23 protein-coding genes are annotated in these 16,928 nt (G+C 63.7%); 13 read left to right on the forward strand and 10 right to left on the reverse strand.

The window, feature by feature from the left end:
• Positions 1–116: 116 nt before the first annotated feature.
• The 3 genes from pgeF to lgt form a co-directional block, all read right to left on the reverse strand.
• On the reverse strand, positions 117–884 hold the full coding sequence (pgeF, locus tag DXH78_RS09675; RefSeq protein ID WP_115516831.1) for a peptidoglycan editing factor PgeF: 768 nt from the start codon (positions 882–884) through the stop codon (positions 117–119).
• Between the two features lie 247 nt (positions 885–1,131).
• Positions 1,132–2,241 carry a class I SAM-dependent methyltransferase gene (locus DXH78_RS09680; RefSeq protein ID WP_115516832.1) on the reverse strand — a complete coding sequence of 370 codons (1,110 nt, stop codon included), beginning with the start codon at positions 2,239–2,241 and terminating at the stop codon, positions 1,132–1,134.
• 6 nt (positions 2,242–2,247) lie between these two features.
• Positions 2,248–3,075 (reverse strand): prolipoprotein diacylglyceryl transferase, encoded by an 828-nt coding sequence (gene lgt / locus DXH78_RS09685; RefSeq protein ID WP_115516833.1) that lies wholly within the window; start codon positions 3,073–3,075, stop codon positions 2,248–2,250.
• Between the two features lie 294 nt (positions 3,076–3,369).
• On the opposite strand from lgt, the gene DXH78_RS09690 reads away from it, so the two are divergent.
• Positions 3,370–3,675 carry an accessory factor UbiK family protein gene (locus DXH78_RS09690; RefSeq protein ID WP_115516834.1) on the forward strand — a complete coding sequence of 102 codons (306 nt, stop codon included), beginning with the start codon at positions 3,370–3,372 and terminating at the stop codon, positions 3,673–3,675.
• Here the strand turns inward: DXH78_RS09690 and DXH78_RS09695 are convergent.
• A complete protein-coding gene (locus DXH78_RS09695; protein ID WP_115516835.1) occupies positions 3,672–4,580 on the reverse strand; it encodes a LysR family transcriptional regulator in 909 nt (302 codons plus the stop codon). The two genes, DXH78_RS09690 and DXH78_RS09695, sit on opposite strands and share 4 nt — an antisense overlap.
• A gap of 91 nt (positions 4,581–4,671) precedes the next feature.
• Here DXH78_RS09695 and DXH78_RS09700 point away from each other — a divergent pair, with 91 nt between their 5' ends.
• From DXH78_RS09700 to DXH78_RS09725, 6 genes are all read left to right on the forward strand, one after another.
• The gene (locus tag DXH78_RS09700) at positions 4,672–5,550 is read left to right on the forward strand and encodes an aldo/keto reductase family oxidoreductase (RefSeq protein ID WP_115516836.1); all 879 of its coding nucleotides are present in this window, start codon (positions 4,672–4,674) and stop codon (positions 5,548–5,550) included.
• 710 nt (positions 5,551–6,260) lie between these two features.
• Positions 6,261–6,983 (forward strand): 50S ribosomal protein L25/general stress protein Ctc, encoded by a 723-nt coding sequence (locus tag DXH78_RS09705; RefSeq protein WP_115516837.1) that lies wholly within the window; start codon positions 6,261–6,263, stop codon positions 6,981–6,983.
• Between the two features lie 117 nt (positions 6,984–7,100).
• A complete protein-coding gene (gene pth / locus DXH78_RS09710; protein ID WP_115516838.1) occupies positions 7,101–7,709 on the forward strand; it encodes an aminoacyl-tRNA hydrolase in 609 nt (202 codons plus the stop codon).
• Between the two features lie 27 nt (positions 7,710–7,736).
• Positions 7,737–8,834, forward strand: a complete 1,098-nt coding sequence (ychF, locus tag DXH78_RS09715) for a redox-regulated ATPase YchF (RefSeq protein ID WP_115516839.1) — start codon at positions 7,737–7,739, stop codon at positions 8,832–8,834.
• Positions 8,835–8,884: 50 nt separating this feature from the next.
• On the forward strand, positions 8,885–9,349 hold the full coding sequence (locus DXH78_RS09720; RefSeq protein WP_115516840.1) for a MaoC family dehydratase: 465 nt from the start codon (positions 8,885–8,887) through the stop codon (positions 9,347–9,349).
• Positions 9,346–9,825 carry a MaoC family dehydratase gene (locus DXH78_RS09725; RefSeq protein ID WP_115516841.1) on the forward strand — a complete coding sequence of 160 codons (480 nt, stop codon included), beginning with the start codon at positions 9,346–9,348 and terminating at the stop codon, positions 9,823–9,825. The genes DXH78_RS09720 and DXH78_RS09725 overlap by 4 nt, the downstream gene beginning before the upstream one ends.
• On the opposite strand, the gene DXH78_RS09730 is transcribed toward DXH78_RS09725, so the two are convergent.
• A complete protein-coding gene (locus DXH78_RS09730; protein ID WP_115516842.1) occupies positions 9,815–10,216 on the reverse strand; it encodes a hypothetical protein in 402 nt (133 codons plus the stop codon). The genes DXH78_RS09725 and DXH78_RS09730 overlap by 11 nt on opposite strands.
• A 257-nt stretch (positions 10,217–10,473) precedes the next feature.
• On the opposite strand from DXH78_RS09730, the gene DXH78_RS09735 reads away from it, so the two are divergent.
• The 3 genes from DXH78_RS09735 (at position 10,474) to DXH78_RS19850 (ending at position 11,633) form a co-directional block, all read left to right on the forward strand.
• Positions 10,474–10,863 carry a DUF1236 domain-containing protein gene (locus tag DXH78_RS09735; RefSeq protein ID WP_115516843.1) on the forward strand — a complete coding sequence of 130 codons (390 nt, stop codon included), beginning with the start codon at positions 10,474–10,476 and terminating at the stop codon, positions 10,861–10,863.
• 175 nt (positions 10,864–11,038) lie between these two features.
• Positions 11,039–11,311, forward strand: a complete 273-nt coding sequence (locus DXH78_RS09740; RefSeq protein ID WP_115516844.1) for a hypothetical protein — start codon at positions 11,039–11,041, stop codon at positions 11,309–11,311.
• Between the two features lie 151 nt (positions 11,312–11,462).
• Entirely contained in the window at positions 11,463–11,633 is a 171-nt protein-coding gene (locus tag DXH78_RS19850) for a hypothetical protein (RefSeq protein WP_168192760.1), read from the forward strand.
• Positions 11,634–11,902: 269 nt separating this feature from the next.
• On the opposite strand, the gene DXH78_RS09745 is transcribed toward DXH78_RS19850, so the two are convergent.
• The 3 genes from DXH78_RS09745 to DXH78_RS09755 form a co-directional block, all read right to left on the reverse strand.
• The gene (locus DXH78_RS09745; protein ID WP_115516845.1) at positions 11,903–12,367 is read right to left on the reverse strand and encodes a hypothetical protein; all 465 of its coding nucleotides are present in this window, start codon (positions 12,365–12,367) and stop codon (positions 11,903–11,905) included.
• A 139-nt stretch (positions 12,368–12,506) separates the two neighbouring features.
• Positions 12,507–13,541 (reverse strand): hypothetical protein, encoded by a 1,035-nt coding sequence (locus DXH78_RS09750; RefSeq protein ID WP_115516846.1) that lies wholly within the window; start codon positions 13,539–13,541, stop codon positions 12,507–12,509.
• 128 nt (positions 13,542–13,669) lie between these two features.
• On the reverse strand, positions 13,670–14,098 hold the full coding sequence (locus tag DXH78_RS09755; protein ID WP_115516847.1) for a hypothetical protein: 429 nt from the start codon (positions 14,096–14,098) through the stop codon (positions 13,670–13,672).
• A gap of 188 nt (positions 14,099–14,286) precedes the next feature.
• On the opposite strand from DXH78_RS09755, the gene DXH78_RS09760 reads away from it, so the two are divergent.
• Entirely contained in the window at positions 14,287–14,682 is a 396-nt protein-coding gene (locus DXH78_RS09760) for a VOC family protein (protein ID WP_115516848.1), read from the forward strand.
• 153 nt (positions 14,683–14,835) lie between these two features.
• Positions 14,836–15,216, forward strand: a complete 381-nt coding sequence (locus DXH78_RS09765; RefSeq protein ID WP_210209531.1) for a DUF930 domain-containing protein — start codon at positions 14,836–14,838, stop codon at positions 15,214–15,216.
• A gap of 86 nt (positions 15,217–15,302) precedes the next feature.
• Here the strand turns inward: DXH78_RS09765 and DXH78_RS09770 are convergent, their stop codons facing one another.
• Positions 15,303–15,548, reverse strand: coding sequence for a DUF2188 domain-containing protein (locus DXH78_RS09770; protein WP_115516850.1), 246 nt, complete (start codon positions 15,546–15,548; stop codon positions 15,303–15,305).
• Positions 15,549–15,627: 79 nt separating this feature from the next.
• Positions 15,628–16,161, reverse strand: coding sequence for a CvpA family protein (locus DXH78_RS09775; RefSeq protein WP_115516851.1), 534 nt, complete (start codon positions 16,159–16,161; stop codon positions 15,628–15,630).
• A 227-nt stretch (positions 16,162–16,388) separates the two neighbouring features.
• On the opposite strand from DXH78_RS09775, the gene DXH78_RS09780 reads away from it, so the two are divergent.
• Positions 16,389–16,883, forward strand: coding sequence for a YbhB/YbcL family Raf kinase inhibitor-like protein (locus DXH78_RS09780; RefSeq protein ID WP_115516852.1), 495 nt, complete (start codon positions 16,389–16,391; stop codon positions 16,881–16,883).
• The last annotated feature ends 45 nt before the right edge of the window (positions 16,884–16,928 follow it).

The following is a 16,928-nucleotide window of genomic DNA, read 5'->3' on the forward strand; positions in this document are numbered from 1 at the left end:
AACCCCCTGAACCTGGCCGACCATTCCCCCCGGCCGGCGGCGAGTTTAGTGGCTGATCGGCTCATGTCCAGCGTGGTTAATCGATCGTTAATGAGATGATTAACGGGGTGCGGCTGCTAGTCGTGCAGGGCGATGGCGTTGATGTGACGGCCGTAATCCGGTTCGCCGAGGTGGGTCGTGCGGCGAAAGCTGAAAAAACGATCGGCCTCGGCATAGGTACACAGCCCGAGATCTTCGAAATCGGTGATGCCGGCTTGTTCGACGCGCGAGGCGATATAGCCGGTGAGATCGAACAAGGCATGGCCTTCGCGCTCGGTCTCCGTGAAGAACCTCGTGTTGTCGATGTCGGCGGCGAGGAAGCGCGCGACGAATTCGGGTCCGACTTCGTAATTGGCCTGACGGATGGTCGGCCCGAGCGCGACCGCGATATTGTCGCGCGCGGCGCCGAGCTTCTCCATCGCGGCGATGGTCGACTCGATGATGCCGGTGAAAGCGCCGCGCCAGCCGGCGTGAGCGGCGCCGATGACGCGCGCATTGCTGTCGGCGAACAGGAGCGGGCCGCAGTCGGCGGTCGAAACGCCGATCGCCAGATCCGGCACTCGCGTCACCAGCGCGTCGACGCGCGGCCGGTTGTCCGCACTCCACGGTTCGTCGACCACGACGACGTCCGGCGAGTGGATCTGATAGGCCGTCAGGAAACGTTCCGGCTTGACGCCGAGCGCCAGCGCCATGCGGGCGCGATTTTCCGCGACATGCTCCGGCGTATCGTTTGAGCCGACGCCGCCATTCAGGCTGTCATAGACACCTTGCGACACGCCGCCATTGCGGGTGAAGAATGCGTGGCGGATGCCGGGCAGGGCGGCAATCGAAGCGGCTTGCAGCATCGGCGCGAATGTCCCCCGTGAACGCGAACGATGTGGGACGCGATCGGCCCCGTCAAATATTCGTTATGGCCGAATGTGTCGCATTTACGGCCCGCGAGGAAGCTCTGGAATTAGAGGAAGATAGGTCTTGCCGATAAAATTTGCGGCGAAGGCGATGCAATCGTTCTGCCACATGGCAGCCGCCATCATGACCCGTTTGGTGCGATTGCTCGTGGCGATGACCGCTATCGTTCATCGCGGTGTGTGATCACGGCTCGAAGGCCGGTGGCGGCGGCAGCGTCGGCGCGACATAGGCCGCGGCCTTGAACAGATCGCCCATGCCGGTGCGACCGATGCCGACGAGGCGCGCAAGCGCCAGATCGACGTCCGCGGCCTGAGCCCGCGTCGCCTTGGCCTTGAGCGTCATGGCCCGCGTTTCGATGCCGAGGCCGCGTAAGAGCCGCGATTGCGTGATCGGGCCGTAGCCCCTGGCGCCCATCAGTTCGATGGCGCGCGTCAGCGGTTCGAAATCGACATGCGCGGTGAGATCGACCTCACCCGGCTCGCGCAGCGGATCGGCATAAGCATGCTTGCCGACGGCCTGCAGCGTATCGCCGAAATCGGTTTGCGAATGGCCGTAGTCGATGACCAGCGCGGCGCTGTCTTGCGCGACACGGCGGCCGAGATCGATTGCGGTGTTGTCGGCGCGCCATTCGACGATGGAGTCGACCGGTGCCTCGCGTGCCGCTTGCGGCAGCAGCACGCCGATGTGCTTCATCGGCTCGGGGGCGAGCACAAAGGCAAAGCGGCCGTCCTCGCCGATGCCGACACAGCGCTCGTGCCAGCCGTCTTCGGTACGCACCGCCTGCGAGATCGGAATGGCGTCGAAGAATTCATTGGCGATGATGATGGCCGGTCCGTCCGGCACGTCGCGGATCGATGCGTACCAATGCGTCTCGATCTTGGTCGGCGCCAGCGTCTGCTTCTGCTGCTCGCGCAACACCGGGCTGATCTCGACCAGGTCGATCGCCACGGCGGCGCGGAAGGCCGGCACCACCTGCGCGGCCCGCATCGCGTCCTTCATCAGCGTGCCGCGGCCGGGTCCGAGTTCGATAACGCGCACGCGCGCCGGCGAGCCCATCTGCTTCCACACCGCCGACATCCAGATGCCGATCAGTTCGCCGAACATCTGGCTGACTTCCGGCGCGGTGATGAAATCGCCGCGGGCGCCGAGCGGGTCGCGCGTCACGTAATAGCCGTGCTGCGGATGGCTCAGGCACAGCGCCATATATTCCGACACCGGCATCGGCCCGGCCGCTTCGATGCGCCGGCGGATTTCGGCTTCGAGGGGCGTCGGCGCGTGCGGGGCGTCGTTCATGGACCGTCAGGTCGTCTTGGGGCGGAGAGGGTGCTTCACGGCGTAGACGATGAAGCACAGGCCGGCGAGGAACAAGGGGATCGACAGCAATTGTCCCATCGTGGCGCCGCCCCACAGGAAGCCGAGCTGCGCATCAGGCTCGCGGAAGAATTCGCAGATAGTGCGCGCCACGGCATAGAAGCAGGCGAAGCTGCCGATAATCAGGCCTGGCTTCTTCAGCGCACCGAAGCGGATCATCACAGCCAGGAAGATGAACATGGCGAGACCTTCAAGCCCCGCCTCATAGATCTGGCTCGGATGCCGCGGCAGCGGCCCGCCATTCGGGAAGATCATGGCCCAGGGCACATCGGTCGGGCGGCCCCACAATTCGCCGTTGATGAAGTTGGCGATGCGGCCGAGCAGAATGCCGATCGGCGCCGCGGCGCAGGTTAGGTCGCCGAGCGTCAAGGTTGGAATGCCGCGCGCGCGGGCGAACAGTACGACCGCGACCACGCAGCCGGTAAAGCCGCCGTGGAACGACATGCCGCCATTCCAGAGCTGGAAGATCTCGAGCGGATGCGCGGTAAAATGCGGCAGGTTGTAGAACAGCACATAGCCGATGCGGCCACCGAGGATGATACCGAGTGTCACCCAGAGGACGAAGTCGTCGAAGTCGATCATTTTCAGCGGCGCCGGGCCGCCCCACAGCCGTTCGGTGCGGATCAGGTGTCGCGAATAGATCCAGCCGGCGACGATGCCGACGATATAGGCCAGCGCATACCAACGAATGGCGAAGGGCCCGACATGGACGAGGACGGGATCGATATATGGAAACGGTATGACAAAAAACGGCATGATGGCCCTTGGTAGAAATATCCCGAGTCGCCCGCTAGTGGTTCTAACATTCGCATCCCGTCTGCGGAGGCACTTTTGCGACTGTTAGAATCAAAGGACCACCAGCAAGTTATTGTTGCCAGTGGAGCTTTGGATTTGACGTTCGCTTGGTCGATTCGCGGCTAGCCGGTGGCGAACGTCAAATCCGCTCCACTAGGTTCCTAGCACGGCGCCTCTTGCAGGCCGATGACCTGCGCGCCATTGTGCGGGGCAACAGGTCCCGGGGAAACCTCAAGATCCCCAGCGGAGATGACAATGACCCAGACCAGCAACCGGATTTTCGACGAGATGGCGCGCCTGATGAACGACGCCGCCGGCGTTGCGCAGGGCGTGCGGCGCGAGTTCGACACCTTGTTCCGCGCCCAGGCCGAGAAGATGTTGCGCGAGCTTGAAGTGGTGTCGCGCGAGGAATTCGAGGCGGTCAAGGAAATGGCCCGGCTCGCCCGCGAGGAAAACGAGGCGCTGAAAGCTCGGATTGAGGCTTTGGAAGGCAAAACAGTCGCGAAAGCGTCGAAGAAGACCAAGGACTCCGAGCCGCCGACATCGGCGCCCGAAGCCTAGGTCTCGACGGCTGACGTCTTGATGAAGTCGACAAAGGCCCGCAGCGGAGCCGGCAGCAGGCGTCGACCCGGGTAATAGAGAAACGGCCCCGGAAAGCGTTGCCACCACGCCTCGAGAACCGGTTCGAGCGTGCCGTTGTCGAAGTGCGGGCGCAGCCAGTCTTCAAACAAGGGCACGATGCCGGTTCCGGCAATTGCCGCGTCGACCATGAGATCGGTGGCGCTGCCGATGCTGACGATCAGCGGTCCGGTCACGTCGACCTTCACCACCTCACCATCACGCTCGAATTCCCAACTCATGGTGGCCCCGCTGGGAAACCGGCCTTGCAGACAATTGTGCTGGAGGAGGTCGCGCGGGTGTTGCGGCCGGCCCCGCTTGTCGAGATAGGCTTTTGACGCGCCGAGGGCGAAGCGCTGGTGACGCGGCCCGATCGGCACCGCGATCATGTCCTGCTCCAACCGCTCGCCGTAACGGATGCCGGCGTCGCAGCCGGCTGCCAGCACATCGACGAAGCTCTCCTCTGCCGTCACGTCCAGACGGATGTCCGGATACGCGGCCAGGAACGGCGGCACAATTGATGGCAGGATCAGCCGCGCCGCGCTGACCGGGACGTTGAGTTTGAGCGTGCCGGCGGGGCGATCGCGGAAGCCATTCACGACGTCGATCGAGGCCTCGACTTCGCTCAGCGCCGGGCCGAGCCGCTCCAGAAGCCGCTCGCCGGCTTCGGTCGGAGAAACGCTGCGGGTGGTCCGGTTCAGCAGTCTGACGCCGAGCTGCGTTTCGAGGCGCCGGACCGCTTCGCTGAGTCCCGACGCGCTGCCGCCGCTGGTCCGGGCGGCATCGCGGAAGCCTTTGGCCCGCGCCACCGTCAGGAAAGCATCTAGGTCGGTGAGATCGATTTTCATTGTTCGCTATTCCGCACAGCCTGTACAGATTGTACTCGGTTATAGCGCAGCCGCGCGACTGTTATCTGAGAGCCAGAAACAGGAGCTGCCCATGATTGCACCCAACAATTCGGCCACCTTCACCCTCGGCGATCGCACCGTCAGGCGCCTCGGTTACGGCGCCATGCAATTGGCCGGTCCGGGCGTATTCGGCCCGCCGAAAGATCGTAATGCCGCGCTCGCGGTTCTGCGCGAAGCGGTCGCGCAGGGCGTCAACCACATCGACACCAGCGATTTCTACGGTCCGCACGTCACCAATCAGATCATCCGGGAGGCGTTGCACCCCTATCCGGCCGACCTCACCATCGTCACCAAGATCAGCGCCCGGCGCGGTCCAGCGGGCGAATGGCTTCCGGCCATGTCGCCTGAGGAACTCACCCGGGCGGTCCACGACAATCTTCGTAACCTCGGCCTGGAGGTGCTCGACGTCGTCAACTTGCGCAGCATGCTGGATGTGCACGGCCCCGCTGAGGGCTCGCTCGAGGCGCCGCTGACGACTTTGGCCGAGTTGCAACGGAAGGGGCTCGTGCGCCATATCGGCCTGAGCAACGTCACGTCCAAGCAGGTTGCCGACGGCCGCAAGATCGCGCCCATCGTTTGCGTGCAGAACCACTACAATCTTGCTCACCGCAGCGACGACGCCTTGATCGACGAACTGGCGCAAGCCGGCACGGCCTATGTGCCGTTTTTCCCGCTCGGCGGCTTCTCGCCGTTGCAGTCGTCGACCTTGTCGGATGTTGCCGCGCGCCTGAAGGCGACGCCGATGCAGGTGGCGCTGGCCTGGCTGCTGCGCCGGTCGCCGAACATCCTGCTGATCCCCGGGACGTCGTCGGTCGCGCATTTGCGGGAGAACCTCGCCGCGGCCGAGCTTGTGCTGCCGGAAGCGGCCATGGGCGAACTGGACGCAATAGCTGCCGTTGAAGCGGCCTGAAGCAACCCAGGAACGTCTCGAAGGAGGGACGAGGCCGTCCCATCCTTCGCGACGCATCGCATAGCGCGTCGAAGACGCGCGTAAACGCGCTATTGCAGCGATGCTCCTCAGGATGAGGGAGGATTTTATTCTTGACGGCGATCTGGAATAGGACTATATACACCATCGTCCTGTTCCAGCCGGGGGCGCTGTCATGAGGCGTCGTTGCAGTGGGAAGAGGACGCGGTGCCCGCGGGCCTGGGACAACGCATCCCAGTCGCTCGGGCGGCGCCGGAGTTCCGCCCGGGGGCACTAGGGACCCCCGCGAGGAGCTCGCTGACGGTGTGTGCTACCCGCCCACAAAGGCGGATCAGCCGCCGAAAGCGCGGCCCGTGCGCCGTAACGACACCGCGGTGGAGCGCCGCGGGGCGCATGTGTCCTCCGATCGAGGGCACAGCGCACCGCAAGGTGCGAAATCAAATGGGCGCCTCGCGGCGCTCCATCCCCTCGGCATGTCCGAGGGAGAGAAAGAGGAAGGCAGGCCGCCCCGGGCCTTCAAGAACAGGGGCGATGACGCGCGTCCGGGCCTTCCGACCCCAGGTTGCCCTTTTGGTCCCCTGCCGCTATAAGCCCGTCCGAACGCGGCCCCCGGCACCCCTGGAGGCTTGCCGCGGTTCAGGGGCGGCCCGCAAGTGCCGCCTTTTTCCATTGATCTATAAAGGACTTAAACTATGGCCACCGTGCAAACTTTGAAGGCAACGGTGCGCCCGAAGGCAGGCAAGGGGGCCTCGCGGGCAGCACGTTTCTCCGGTCGCGTACCGGGCGTTATCTATGGCGACAATCAAGAGCCCCTTCTCGTGCTCCTCGATCACGATGAGCTGAAGCAGCGTATCTACGCCGGCCGTTTCACCACGACGCTCTGCGAGCTCGATGTCGAGGGCAAGAAGCATCGCGTCATTCCGCGCGACTACCAGCTCGACGCCATCAAGGACCTGCCGATGCACGTCGACTTCCTGCGCGTGCCGGAAGGCGCCACCATCCGCGTCAAGGTCGCGGTGCATGTGCTCAACGGCGAAACCGCCCCGGGCGTGAAGCGCGGCGGCGCGGTCAACATCGTGACCCACACCGTCAACCTCGAGTGCCCGGCCGACCGCATTCCGCGCTCGATCGACGTCGATATCGGCGATCTCGAAATCAACCACTCGAAGCATCTGTCCGACGTGAAGCTGCCGGAAGGTGTGAAGGTGCTCGCCCAGGGTGACATCACGCTGGTCACGGTGGTGCCGCCGTCCGGCTACGCCGAAGAACTCAAGCAGCAGGCTGCTGCTGCAACGGCTGCCGCCACTGCCGCCGCCGCTCCCGCCGCTGCGCCCGCTGGTGGCGGCGCTGCCGCTCCCGGTGCCGCTCCCGCCGCTGGCGCCGCGCCGGCCGGTGGCGCTCCGGCCAAGAAGTAAGCGACAGCCGTTTTCCGGCTGTCTGTCGTCGCGAAAGATCCCGTCCCGGCCCCGAGCCGGGGCGGGATTTTACCAAGCGACCTTCCCTGAACCGGTCTCGGAGGAGGCGGCGAAGCCATGCTGCTCCTTGTCGGCCTCGGCAATCCCGGCACGAAATACGCCGGCAACCGTCACAACGTCGGCTTCATGGCGGTGGAGGCGATCGCGCGCCGTCACAACATCGCGCCGTGGCGCAAGCGCTTTCAGGGCGTTGCGGTCGAAGGCACGATCGTCGGCAAGAAAGTCCTGCTGCTGTTGCCGGGCACCTATATGAACGAATCTGGCCGCGCGGTGTCGGAAGCGCTCGGCTTCTACAAGCTCACCATGGCCGATGTGATCGTCTTCCATGACGAGCTCGAACTGCCGCCGCTCAAGGTGCGGGTCAAAGCCGGCGGGGGTATTGCCGGTCACAACGGCCTGCGCTCCATCTCGGCGCATATCGGCAACGACTACCGCCGCATCCGTCTCGGCATCGGTCATCCCGGCGACAAGAAGCTCGTCGAGCGCTATGTGCTGCAGGATTTCGCCAAGGACGAATGGCCCGGCGTCGAAGCGCTGTGCGATATCGTCGCCGACAACGTATCGCTCCTCGTCGAGGGCAAGGATTCGAGCTTCCAGAACAAGATTCATCTCACCATGGCGGCCAAAGGCTTCGGCGACGAGAAAGATCAGCCGGACGCTTCGTGACGCTCAGGACAACGTGGAATTGATCTCATGGGTTTCAAATGCGGTATCGTCGGCCTGCCCAATGTCGGCAAGTCGACCTTGTTCAACGCGCTGACGCAGACGGCGGCGGCGCAGGCCGCCAATTATCCGTTCTGCACCATCGAGCCGAATGTCGGTGAGATCGCCGTGCCGGATCCGCGGCTGGAAAAACTCGCTGCCATCGCCAAGTCGCAGCAGATTTTGCCGACCCGCATCACCTTCGTCGATATCGCCGGCCTGGTGCGCGGCGCGTCCAAGGGTGAAGGTCTCGGCAACCAGTTTCTCGCCAACATCCGCGAGGTCGATGCCATCGTCCATGTCGTGCGCTGCTTCGAGGACGACGACATCACCCATGTCGAAGGCAAGATCGATCCGATCGCCGATATCGACATCATCGAAACCGAGTTAATGCTCGCCGATATGGAAAGCCTCGAGAAGCGCGTCGATGCGCTGGAAAAGAAGGCCAAGGGCAACGACAAGGAAGCCAAGGAGACGCTCGATCTGGTCAAGCGTTGCCTGGTGCCGCTGCGCGAGGGCAAGCCGGCGCGCATCGTCGAGCGCAAGCCGGAAGAGGAAAAGCTGTTTCACTCGCTTGGCCTCCTGACCTCGGCGCCGGTGCTCTATGCCTGCAATGTCGATGAAGGCCATGCCGCAACCGGCAATGAGTTCTCCAAGCGGGTCGAAGCCCGTGCCAAGGAAGAGGGCGCGGTGGCGGTCGTCATCTCGGCCAAGATCGAATCCGAAATTGCAACGCTGCCCGAGAGCGAGCGCGTCGATTATCTTGAAGCGGTTGGCCTGAAGGAAACCGGTCTCGATCGCCTGGTGCAGGCCGGCTACGGGTTGTTGCACCTCGTCACTTACTTCACGGTCGGCCCGAAGGAAACGCGCGCCTGGACCATTACGCAGGGCACCAAAGCGCCGGCGGCGGCGGGCGTCATTCATACCGACTTCGAAAAGGGCTTCATCCGCGCCGAAACCATTGCCTATGACGACTACATCGCCTTCAGCGGTGAAGCCGGGGCGCGCGATGCCGGCAAGATGCGCCTCGAGGGCAAGGAATACGTCGTCAATGACGGCGACGTGATGCATTTCCGGTTTGCGACTTGAGCGGAGCCAGGCGTCTTGATCGGCGCCTTTGACGGCATATAAAATTCGCCATGACCGACAAACTCCACTTCGAAGACTTCAAGGTTGGCGATGAGGCCGTCTACGGCCCGCGCCATGTGACGCGCGAGGAGATCGTCGCCTTCGCCGCCGAATTCGATCCGCAGCCGATGCATCTCGACGAGGCGGCGGCCGCCAACACGCTGCTCGGCGGCCTCGGCGGTTCGGGTTGGCATTCCTGCGCGCTGCTGATGCGCATGATCGCCGACGGCTTTGTTCTCAATTCGACGTCGATGGGAAGCCCGGGCGTCGAAGAGGTGCGCTGGCTCAGGCCGTTGCGCCCCGGCGTCAATCTTCGCGTCCGCACCCGGGTGCTGGAAGCACGCGCCTCGAAAAGCCGGCCCGACATGGGACTGGTCAAGATGACGTTCGAGATGATCGACGATAGTGACGCGGTGGTGACGACCATGATCTCGACGTTGATGATGGGGCGCCGCGATGCCGGGGCGTCGGCATGAAGTATTTCGACGATATCCGTGTCGGCGACGTGGTGATGACCGGCAGTCACACCTTCAAGGCCGATGAAATCAAATCCTTCGCCCGCCGTTTCGACCCGCAGCTTTTTCACATGGACGAGGCGGCGGCGGCGCAGTCGCATTTCGGCGCGCTTTGCGCGTCCGGCTGGCACACCGCCGCGGCCTGGATGCGGGTCATGATCGATCAGCAGCGCGCCCTTGAGGATGCCATGAGCGCGCGTGGCGAAACGATCCCCATGCGCGGACCCGCGCTCGGTCTGCGTGACCTGAAGTGGCTGCGGCCCGTTTATGTCGGCGAGACGATTACCTACAAATCGGAAGTGACCGAACTGCGCGTGTCCAACAGCCGCCCCGAGTTCGGCCTGATGACCATCCTGACCACCGGCGTCAATCAGGATGGCGCCGCGGTCATATCTTTCGTCAGCACGACCTTCGCCGAGCGCCGGTCTATTTCCTGACTTTCGCCTGCGTGCCGATCGCCGACGGCAGCACATCGAGATAAGGTCCGAGCAGGAAGGCTTCGCCCGAACCAGAACCGTACAGCCGGTCGTGGGCATCGATCATCGCGCGCACCGGCCTCGCGCAGGCCGGGATGGAGTCGATGATCAGGTCGTTGATGGTCGCTGGACCGACATTGCCGTCATAGCGGGGGTCGGACGCCACCTTGCGCACGATGCATTGGGTGGCGCGGCGCACCAGCGGCAACAAAGTCGATTCCTTCTGACGCATCGATATGTCGGGCAGGGGCGCCGGCGCCATGGCCATATCGGTGCGGCCATTCAGCGAGACGTTGATCGTCGCGGGTGAACTCAGGACAAGCGACAAACCGAACAAGGATTCGACGATCATCTTGGGGTCCAAGTCCCGAATCAAATGCCTCAATGTTGGTAACGCAGGCGCATTGCCTTCGCATCCGAAACTTGCGGCGCGCTATTGAGATGACGATGACGTGCTGCGCTAACCGATTCATTTGATTCAGGCTTTTGCCGATATTTATTTTGCTTCGGCAGAATTATGAGGTGACGATTTGTGATGGGTTCGGGCGGCTTCGAGAGGAACGCTTTGTCTTACGCGGCGTTCTTCTGGCTTAACGAGGAGTAGAACCCATGAAGCGCGTTACCTTGCTGCGCGGCTGCGGCGTGGCTGCCGTCTTGCTGACTGGCGTCGCTGCGGCGTCGGCGCAGACCACTGTCATTACGACGCAGCCCGCCACCAGCGGCGCTGTCGTCTCCACCACCGAGCGGCTGGACCTGACCCCGGTCCAGCGGCAAACCATCTATCGCACCATCGTGCGGGAGCGCGTTGCTCCGGCGCCGGGTACGGTTGAGTACCGCGTCGGCACGCGGATCCCGCAGAACACGACGCTCTACGCCGTGCCGCAGGAGGTCGCCGTCGAGGTGCCTGCGATCCAGTCCTACAAGTACATGGTGGTGAACAACCGCGTGCTGCTGATCGATCCGGCTACGAGCCAGGTCGTGGCGGAAGTGGTGGACTGAGCCGGACATCCGGCCGTTCCCAGACCATTCAAATGGGCCGTCCTGCGGTCGCGCGGGGCGGCCCATTTTATGTCGCGGTAATGGGCAAAAGGGTCGGGAAGCGCCCGTTTTGAAGGACGAAAGCTGGATTTCCCCCTCGCTCGAGGTCATAGTACCGAACGAGGAGTTTGTGGCGATGTCGATGATCAATTATCGGGCCCCGTCCGAGCTGTTTCCGAGCCGGAGCCGCAAGTCCCGCCGACCGATCGGCTACAAACGCTTCCCCAGCGCCGCTGAGGCCATCCGGTTCGCCATTGAGGAGTTGCCGCCGGAACTCCTGCTCGGCGCCTACCTCGAGGTCGAGGAAAAGCGCTTCGACGGCAACGGCATCCGGCAGCTGTATGACAGTGCGGACTACCCCTTGCCGCGCAAGACCGCCAAGCCGGCGAAAACGGCGGCGGCTGGCTAGGCCGTTAACCCACCTCGGGATTTTTCTGAAAATCGGTGCGGATGTGATCTACATCACGGAACCGCCATGCTTTGGCCGTGTTTACTAAGCGATAAGACCGGCCCGCAATTATTGCGGCGGACCTTCAAAAACTCGATCTGGAGACGCGGCCGTGGCCGATAGGAATGCACTTGGAAAAATCGGCTTGATGTTCGTTGCCGCGACCCTTTTCGTGATGATGATGGGCGCGGTTGTCGTCGCCGGCCATCTCACTGGCCGTGCCAATCTCGATGACGATGCGGCCGTGTTCGGCACCGCCGCGGGTTTCGACGAAAGCCGCTAAACGCTGCGCCGGTCTGTCGGCGCGCCCTAGATCAATCGGCTCAAAAAGAACCCCGCCACGGCGGGGTTCAAGTTGTCGGGAGGAGTGTCCGATACGGACCTCTGCCTCCGCATTGGCGCGGCAGGACATATCGCCGGCGAATTCATGACTGCACAGCCGCTGGCGACGAATCGGTCAGTCGCGGACCCATGCACAATAACGCGGCAATGCCCCGGGGCGGAGGTTTCAGGATGACGCCATCCCGAAAAATCCACAGCCCGCGCTCCGGCTCAGCTGGCCGGGCGATGGCCCTGCGGCGGTCGGGTCGGGTCGCCGCGCCACTGCTTGAGGCTGTCGCCGATAACTTGCATTGCCGTCATGGCCGCATGGTTGAGGCTGGCATAGCCGGCGACCTCGCGGGTGACACGGTCGCCTTCCTGCCGCAGCATGTCACGCACACCCTGCAGTTCCAGGATCACGCGGTCGATCTCGTCCATCGACTGGCTGGAGACGCGGCGGATCAGCATGCCGAGATTGTCGGCCACAACGTCGCCGCCGGGCTCGGTTTCGCCGCGCGGGCGTCGCGCAACGTCGCGCCGAACGAATTCGCGGATCTCGCCCTCAAAGGCGTTCGCGGCCGCCTGGTCGATTTCGCCGAGCCGTTCCGGTGCACGCGGCGGCGGTGCGAAGCGTTCTGGCCCCGCTTTGTCCGCCGACTTGTCGGCAGCGAAACGTTCGGGTTTCGTTGTGGTCATGACCAACTCCTGTACAGGCGCAACCGCGCTTATGATGCGTTTCAGAACGCGCGATTGCCGCATGCGAAGCGGGCAGTGATTGGGCTGCTAACGGGCGGGATTACGGCGGCGTGGAACTTCGGCGGTCAGGGCGCGCTTGTTACCAGTTAAATTTCGCGCGGGCGCGGACCGAGCGGCTTTCGCCTGTCTGGCCGACATCGTTGATAGCCGTCGATACGCTTAACGGGCCGTAAAGTTTCTGCTCGGCGCTCAGCGTGTTGTGCGTCACCGTATCGGTGCTGCTCGACGATACGCCGGCGCCAAGCGTGGTGCCGGTCGCGATGATGTTGAGCTTCGCGGAGTTGTCCTGCCCCCAGACGCGCGGTGTCGTCGTGCCGTCCGACGCGGGCAGCGCCATCATCGGAATGTCGGACGTCGTCATGCCGCGGCCGTAGGTTTCGGTCATCGACGTGCGGCTTTGCAGCGTCATCGAGAGGTTGCTGCCGATCGGCAGCGAGCGTTTGAACGTGGTTGCGAGCATGCCTTGTTCGCTCGCCGGGCTCACGCGGGCGTCGACAGTGGCGATCTCGTGAACGTCGACCGAGGCCCAGGCCGCGTTGGCGCTGCGTGCGTCGCGTTGCACGCGCAGCGGGTTATCCGGCGACGTGCTGATGCCCGTGTCGCTCATCATCCCGAGGTCTGCACCAACGCGGGCTTTCCAGTCACCGGTGTTCGGCGCAATCGGCTTGTCGAAGATCACCGTGCTGAGGCCATCGGCACGCTTCGTGCGCGACACTTCGAGACTTTGGGTTTTCAAGGCAGCGGCTTTGCGCACACGCAACGCGCGCGCCTTGGCATCCGCGTTGCGCGGATCGAACAGCAGCGCCTGGCCCAGTCTCTCGCTCTCTTCCGCGCTTAACGGCTTGTCCGATGCTTCGCCATCGAGGCCGGATACAGGCGTGACCGGCGGCGGCAGGTCTTCGCTGTGAATGGTAGGGGCCTGCGTCTCCAGGAAGCTCCAGGCCGATGCATCGACCGAGCCGCGCAGCGGCTCAGCCGTGGTCTCGGCAGCCGGGGGCGAGGCGGCGACTTGCGCCAGGCCGTGCGGGTCCATGTCCTCGGCGCGAACCGGAACTGCCACGCACAACAACGCAACGGCAATCAGCGGGCCAACCGGGCTCGTTGAGCGACGCATTTACTGAATTCCTCTCCGACTCCGGGAATTGTGCCTGTCGCGGACACGTCCAAGGTGCGGGAAAAATTGGGCGAAGGTGTGGTCGCGGGGAGGGCGAGGTTCGCCGGAATGCCGGCTGCTCGGCCGTCTTAGGACGCCGGCTTGGCGTCGGCGCGCTGACGGGGCTTCGGCGCAGCGACGGCCGGTTTGGCATCCGGTTTTGCTTCCGGCTTGGCGGCGGAGCCATCCGCCGTCTTGAGCTTGTCGTCGATGCACTTGTTGACGAAGTCGGCGCGCGCCTCGAGGCTGGCGCCGGCCCGCGACTTTTCGACCATCGCCCAACAGTCCATCGCGGCCTGGGCGCGCGACTTCGGCTTTTCAGCAACTTTCGGTGCAGCCGGCCGCTCCGCGCCGTGCGCACTGGCCTGTGCGCCGCTGCTGTAGGCGACCAGCTCGGAAACGGGATTCGACGGCCCGCCGTTCGTTTCACAGCCACCGAGCAGGCCAGCGGCCAGACCCAGCAGCATGAAGCGGCCGATCGTGCGGGTTGACTGACACGCAGGGCGGCGATGGCGCATCGTCAGAATCCAGTTGGGGCTTCCGCGTACGAAAGCAAAGGACGGATAGTGATTCGCGTGAATGGCGTCATGTTGCTGAAAAATCCGGCGGTCGGCAAGAGTCGCCAGCGCCGCAGCGGCGCCGGCCGGCCCATGACGCGGCCACCGATCCGGTCTAGGTTGCGGCAAAACTGCATCGGGAGAACGCCATGCCGACCATCGTCTGGGATCACATCCATCTGCGCACGCCCGACGTTGAGGCAACGGCGCAATGGTTCGAGCGGATGCTGGGCGCGGAGATCCTGCGTTCGATGCAGCAAGGCGCACCGCGCGTCGATATCAGACTCGGTGGGGCCATGATCTTTCTCGCGCCCGTGAAAGCGGGCGACGCCGTCAATCCGCCGCCCGTGACGCCCTGTCAGGGGCTCGATCATTTCGGTTTTCATGTGACCGACGTCGACCGGGTCGCCGCCGACCTTAAGGCGAAAGGTGTCGAGTTCACCATGGAACCCAATGTGCCGCGGCCCGGCATCAAGATCTGCTTCATCCGCGGCCCGCAAGGCATTTCAATCGAACTGCTCGAACGCAACGCAAAGTACGTTTGATTTGGAACGATTTTGCATTCGTTGTGCATGCGAGAATTTGCGCGTCCACAGGTCCTTTCGCCGCAAGCTGAAGGGTTGCCACACGCCGCCATGACCAGTAAACGCGGTGTCGGGGTCGATCATCGAACGCGGGTTGGGGTAATGAGACATCGGATGCTGGCGATTGCCTTACTCATTCTGCTCGCCGCTCCGACTGCCGCATTTGCCGACGCCAAACTCGAGCGCACGCTCAAGCTCCTGATGCCGACCGATCGTATGGCGCAGCTATGCGACGCCACGGCCATGACGCGCATCCGCAAGGACATGGCCAAGTTTCGTCCTGACCGCGCGGTTGCAAACGCGACCGCCGACGTCGTCATTGCTGGCAACACGCTGGAGGCCAAAGGCGGTGCGTTCCGCAGTCACGGCCAGTGGTATGTGCTCAGTTATACGTGCGAGACCAATGACGACCACCTCAAGGTTCTGTCATTCACCTATCACGTGGGCGACCAGATCCCGCAGGAGAAGTGGGCCGGTTACGGGCTCTGGCAATAACGCCTCAGGAAGCCGTTTTCAGTCGCATCGTCGCCGCTCCTGACGCGGATTACCCGCGCCATCCCGCCGCGACGGAAGGCCGCTGGTTACTTGGTATCCTTGATCGTGGTCGTTGGCCGGTCGCTGCCGCTGGCCGTCTCGGTGTGCCACTTGCCCTTTTCGTCTTCGTACTCGATTTCTTCGGTGTGGCCCGGCACGACTTGCTCGGCGGCGGCACGCTTGGCGGCTTTGAGCGCCTCGGCATGTGTCGGAAAGGGCTCCGAAAACACGCCGTCGACCTTGTAGGCCCAGCCGCCGTCGTGTTCGACGATTTCATACGTGACGTTGGTCATGAGAAGCCTCGCGGTCAATTTATGTGTTGTGCCTGAACTTAAGTCCGCGCGGGGCAATTGTACAGGCAGCCAGCGGCGGCTACAGGCCGTGCTCGCGTTTGATGCGGTCGATGGACTCGATCACATGGGGCGGTAATTGCCGCAGCCCTTGGGCACCGGCCTGCGACAAGATCGGGCGCAGTTTGGAACCGGCGAGGAAAGCCGGTTCGCGGTCCGCCGGTATGACCCGGTCGAACACCAGCACGATCAGGATGGCGACAAGAATGATGCGTACTGCGCCGAGGAGAGCGCCGGCGGTGCGATCGAACAGGCCGACATGGCGTCCAGTCACTTCGCCGACGGCACCGCGCAACAGCGCTGCCAGCACGAGGCCGATGATCAGGAAGATCGCGAACAACACGATCGGCGTTTGCATCTGGCCGAACTGGAAGCGCTCGTTCACCAGCGGCAGCACGTAGGGCATCAGCACCACTGCAAGCGGTGCGGCGACTGCATAAGCGAGGATGGTTGCAAGGCTGCGCATCAGGCCGGTGCGCAGGCCGGACAGAGTCGCAACGATGAGGCAAAGTACAACCGCGCCATCGAACAAGTTGAACGGCAGGTCGGCGAGCATGGGGCTGTCCGGATCTTGGGTCGTGTCGGTCGGTGTTTATGCTACGGCGCTGGACTGGCCAAGGCCAATCTGCCCGGGGCATGGAAGCCGGCCATGGTTGATAGGCAGGCAGATTTGCGTGACAGGACGATGATCACGCATCGCTGAATACGTCGTGCCGGTTGGCGCGGCCGTCGTTCATTGGCTAAACTGTAACCCGTTCAGACCGGCAGGCGAGGAGTGCGGCCATGACGTTTACGGTATCGAGCAGTAGCTTCAAGGACGGCGATTATTTGGCGCTCACGCATGCGGGCTCGGCCGATCACGGCTTCGGCTGCAACGGCGGCAACAAGTCGCCGCATCTGAAATGGTCTCCCGGCCCGGCCGGCACCAAGAGCTTTGCTGTGACCTGCTACGATCCCGATGCGCCGACCGGCTCCGGCTTCTGGCATTGGCTGGTGGTGAACATACCGCCGGATGTCACCGAACTCGCGCTCGGTGCCGGCAGCCCCGGCGGCGCGCTGCCCAAGGGTGCCTTGCAGACGCGTACCGATTACGGTTTCGCCGGTTATGGCGGTCCGTGCCCGCCCGAGGGAGACCACCCGCACCGCTATCTGTTCACGGTGTTCGCGGTCAATGAGGTGCTGGGCGTGAGGGAAGACACGCCGGCAGCGCAGATCGGTTTCAACCTGCATTTCAAGACGCTGGCCAAGGCCAGCATCATGGGCCTGTTCAAGCGGTAAGCGCGACGTTCCAAAATGGAACTTTTTGCGGCGGCGCGTATTATG

Source organism: Undibacter mobilis (assembly GCF_003367195.1).
In the GTDB taxonomy this organism is placed as follows: Bacteria; Pseudomonadota; Alphaproteobacteria; order Rhizobiales; family Xanthobacteraceae; genus Pseudolabrys; species Pseudolabrys mobilis.